Here is a 4,094-nt window from a genome sequence, read left to right on the forward strand (position 1 = left end):
TCCGCCAGTCGCCGAGCTCGTCGCGGAACCGCTCGAGCACGAGTGTGCGGTCGGATGGGACGGCGCCGGTCGCCTCCGCCTGGTCGCGGATGAACCGCAGCAGGTTCGTCGCTGCGCGCCGATCGAGGCCGATCCGCTCGGCGATGACGGTCGCCTCGTCGTCCTTCGCGGCGGCCAGTGCGCGCTGGAAGGCGCCGACCGCCCGGCCCAGCTCGACGGGCCTGCCGAGACCGTCGCCCTTCCAGAACGGCACCCGGCCGGGCTCGCCGAACGCGGGCAGCACGAGCACGCGGTCGTGGGTGATGTCCTGGATGCGCCAGCTGGTCGCGCCGAGGCTGAAGACGTCGCCGACGCGGGACTCGTAGACCATCTCCTCGTCCAGCTCGCCGACGCGGTTCCCGCCGCCCTCGTTGCCGCTGACCAGGAAGACGCCGAACAGGCCCCGGTCGGGGATCGTGCCGCCGGAGGTGACCGCGAGGCGCTGTGCACCCGGCCGGCCGGTGATCGTGCCGGCGTCGCGATCCCAGATGATGCGCGGCCGCAGCTCGGCGAACTCGTCGGACGGGTAGCGGCCCGCCAGCAGGTCGAGTACCGCCTCGTAGGCGGATCGGGGGAGCGCGGCGAACGGTGCGCAGCGGCGCACCGTGTCGAACCAGGCCTCCACCTCCAGCGTCTCGATCGCGCAGGCGGCGACCGTCTGCTGCGCGAGCACGTCGAGCGGGTTCGCCGGCACGCGGATGGACTCGATCTCGCCCTTCAGCATCCGGTCGGCGGCGACGGCCGCGTGGATGAGGTCGGCCTGGTGCACGGGGAAGACGACCCCGGTGCTGATCTCGCCGACCTGGTGGCCCGCGCGGCCGATGCGCTGCAGGCCGCTCGCGACCGACGGCGGCGCGCCCACCTGGACGACGAGGTCCACCGCGCCCATGTCGATGCCGAGCTCGAGGCTGGAGGTGGCGACGACGCAGCGGAGCCGGCCGGACTTCAGATCGTCCTCGATCAGGCCGCGCTGCTCCTTGCTCACCGAACCGTGGTGCGCTCGGGCCAGCACCTCGGTGGCCCCTCGCGTCGAGCCGGAGCTCGCCTGGATCGCGGTGGGCGCCGGCACGCCGCGGCCGGCGAGTGCGGTCGCGAGCGCGGGCACCTCGGCATCCACGGCTTCGCGGGCCTCGCGCGCCTCGACCCGCTCCTGGTACTCCTCGTTCAGCCGAGCCGTCAGGCGCTCGGCCTGCCGTCGCGAGTTCGTGAAGACGATCGACGACCGGTGGTCGAGCACCAGGTCCGTGATCGTCGACTCCACGTACGGCCAGATCGATCCGGTCCGCTGCGGCATCGGGTCGTCGGGATCGAAGACGTCCTGCGCGGCCGACCCCTCGTGGGGCTCCGCAGCGTCCGCCGGGTCCGGCCAGCCGCTGCCGAGATCGGGGTCGGACATGTCCTCGACCGGCACGACGACCGTGAGGTCGAACGTCTTCTGCGCCTTCGGCGCCACGATCGTGACCGGCGACCGGCCGCCGAGGAACCGGGCGACCTCCTCCACCGGCTTCACGGTCGCGGACAGCCCGATGCGCTGGGCGGGCGTGTCCAGCATCGCGTCGAGCCGCTCGAGCGAGAGCGCCAGGTGGGAGCCGCGCTTCGTCGCCGCGACCGCGTGCACCTCGTCGACGATCACGGTGTCGACCGATGTGAGCGAGTCACGCGCCGCCGAGGTCAGCATGAGGAACAGGGACTCGGGGGTCGTGATCAGGATCTCGGGCGGATCCTTCGACAGCGCCCGGCGGTCCGCCTGGCTCGTGTCGCCGGAGCGCACGCCGACCGTGATCCGCGGCGGCGTCTGCCCCAGACGCTTCGCGGTCTGCGTCACACCGACGAGCGGGCTGCGGAGGTTCCGCTCGACGTCGACGCCGAGCGCCTTCAGCGGCGAGATGTACAGCACGCGCGTGCCGGTGCGGTCGTCTGCAGGCCGGTTCGCCAGACGGTCGATCGCCCAGAGGAAGGACGCCAGGGTCTTGCCCGAGCCGGTCGGAGCGACCACGAGGGCGTGCTGCCCCTTCGCGATCGCGGCCCACGCCCCCTCCTGCGCCGGGGTGGGCGCGCGGAAGGCGCCGACGAACCACTCGCGGGTCGCGGCGCCGAAGCGATCGAGGACGGATGCCATGGGAGACGGATTCTGCCTCCTGTCGCCGACACACCGGTGCGAGGAGGCAGGGTTGCGCGTGTGACCGACGTCCTGGTGTCCGTCGAACGGCGCCCGGCGGGCTGGCCGACGGTCGTCGCGCTCGTGCTGCTCGCCTGGGCCGCCGGCCTCCCGGTCGCCTACCTCCTGATCCTGCTGCACCTCCGCGTCTCGCACGTCGTGCTGCCGCTGGTCCTCGTCGGATGGGCGGTCGTCTCCGTGCTGCTGACGCTGCGCGTGCGGTCCGCCGCGCGTGGCGCCCGGTGGTCGACGGAGCAGGGCGGGCGACGATCGGCGTTCGAGACGCTCCCGCAGCGCGCCGCGCTCCTGATGAACGCGGTCCTGCTCGCCGCCGGCGCGGTGACGGTCGTCCTCATGGCCGCGGGCGGGGTCGGCTTCTCCCTCGGCCGCGGACCGGAACCCGGCCTCATGGCCGGCATCGTCTGGGGCTTCCTCCTGCTCGCCGCGACCATCCCGACCGCGGTGCTGAACGGGATGTGGAGCCTCGATCGCCGGACCGCCCAGGAGGAGGCGGCGGTGCTGGGCGGCGGTCGTCCGGGACCGCGCGGGGTGCTGCGGTTCGCGCGGGTGCTCGCCGCCGCCACCTGGATCGCGTACGGCGCGCTGGCCCTCCTGCTGCTCGTCGGAGCGGCGCTCGGATCGCTCTGAACTCCCAGGAACCGGCGGCGGGACGACGCGCCGGGTAGAAATGGGGGATGAGCAGCACGCGCACCCCCGATCCGAACCCCGGATGGCTCGGCGACGACGAGCTCGCCTCGATCCGCCAGCGCCTTCCCCTCCTCTACGTGGAGGCGGTCCCGGTCCGGCAGGACGGCATGGGGCGGGTCACCGAGGTGGGGCTGCTGCTGCGTGTCGGCGCGAGCGGCACCATGGCGCGCACGATCGTCTCCGGGCGCGTGCTCTACGGCGAGACGCTGCGCGACGCGCTCTTCCGCCACCTGGAGAAGGACCTCGGCCCGATGGCGTTCCCTCAGCTGCCCGCGAGCCCGGTGCCGTACCAGGTCGCCGAGTACTTCCCGACACCGAGCATCAGCCAGTTCACGGATGAGCGGCAGCACGCGGTCGCGCTGGCCTACGTGGTGCCGGTCACCGGCACCTGCGATCCGCGTCAGGATGCGCTCGAGCTGACGTGGATGACGCCGGAGGAGGCGGCGTCCGACGCCGTCTCCGCGGAGATGGAGGGAGGCCGCGGCGGCCTCGTCCGCGCGGCGCTCGCCTCCGTCGGCCGGCTCTACTGAGGACCGGCACGCGTCCCGCGGGTCGTAGGCGGCCCGGCGCGGCGGGCCAGTACGGTCGCTTCCCGTGCTGACGACCGCTGCCGCCACGCCCGTGTTCACCGTCTCCCTCGCCTCCGCGGTGACGATCGCGGGGGCGATCCTCGCCGTGTTCGACTCCGCATGGCGCTTCCGCCGACCGGGCGGCAACGCGATCCTCGCGATCCTCGCGCTGGTGATCGGTCTGCTGCTGCTCGTCCGGGCGTTCGGACCCGTGCAGCAGTACGTGTCGACGTCGATCCCGGTGCTGTACCTCTCTGTCGCCGTGACCGTCGTGCTGCTGGTCGAGCTGCTGGTTAAAGCCGCCCGGAAGTCCGGCGTGCTGTGGCTGACGGTCATCGCGACCCTCGTGTGCGGCGCGGCAGCGGTGATCGCCTTCCTCAAGGTCGGCTGATTCGGCCGTTCAGGAGTTCTGAGCAGCACAGCGCTCAGGGGCGGACGTGCGGTGATCACGCCGTCTGCTCCGGAGGTTCGGGGTGGTGGGATCAGAAGGGTGCGTTCTCCGGGTAGGTCGCGGTGCGGACTTTCACGGCGGGTGTGATGGTTTTCGTGCCGCCCCATTTGGTGGCCCAGTGGATGGTTCCGTCGGGCGTGGTGCGGACGTCCATGACGTCGAGTTCTTT

At 72.6% G+C, this 4,094-nt stretch carries 4 protein-coding genes; 3 read left to right on the forward strand and 1 reads right to left on the reverse strand.

From position 1 onward, the window contains the following. Positions 1-2,158 (reverse strand): DEAD/DEAH box helicase (locus tag ACFE67_RS14395; protein ID WP_375407562.1); only part of this gene is annotated, 2,158 nt, incomplete at its 3' end. Between the two features lie 60 nt (positions 2,159-2,218). On the opposite strand from ACFE67_RS14395, the gene ACFE67_RS14400 reads away from it, so the two are divergent. From ACFE67_RS14400 to ACFE67_RS14410, 3 genes are all read left to right on the forward strand, one after another. Next, on the forward strand, positions 2,219-2,845 hold the full coding sequence (locus tag ACFE67_RS14400) for a hypothetical protein (protein WP_375407563.1): 627 nt from the start codon (positions 2,219-2,221) through the stop codon (positions 2,843-2,845). 47 nt (positions 2,846-2,892) lie between these two features. Beyond that, positions 2,893-3,435: an NUDIX hydrolase family protein gene (locus ACFE67_RS14405; protein ID WP_375407564.1), complete on the forward strand. Its 543-nt coding sequence runs from the start codon at positions 2,893-2,895 to the stop codon at positions 3,433-3,435. Between the two features lie 64 nt (positions 3,436-3,499). Next, positions 3,500-3,865: a hypothetical protein gene (locus tag ACFE67_RS14410; RefSeq protein ID WP_375407565.1), complete on the forward strand. Its 366-nt coding sequence runs from the start codon at positions 3,500-3,502 to the stop codon at positions 3,863-3,865. Positions 3,866-4,094 lie beyond the last annotated feature (229 nt).

Origin of the sequence: uncultured Amnibacterium sp. (assembly GCF_964244015.1) — a bacterium.
Taxonomy (GTDB): Bacteria; Actinomycetota; Actinomycetes; order Actinomycetales; family Microbacteriaceae; genus Amnibacterium.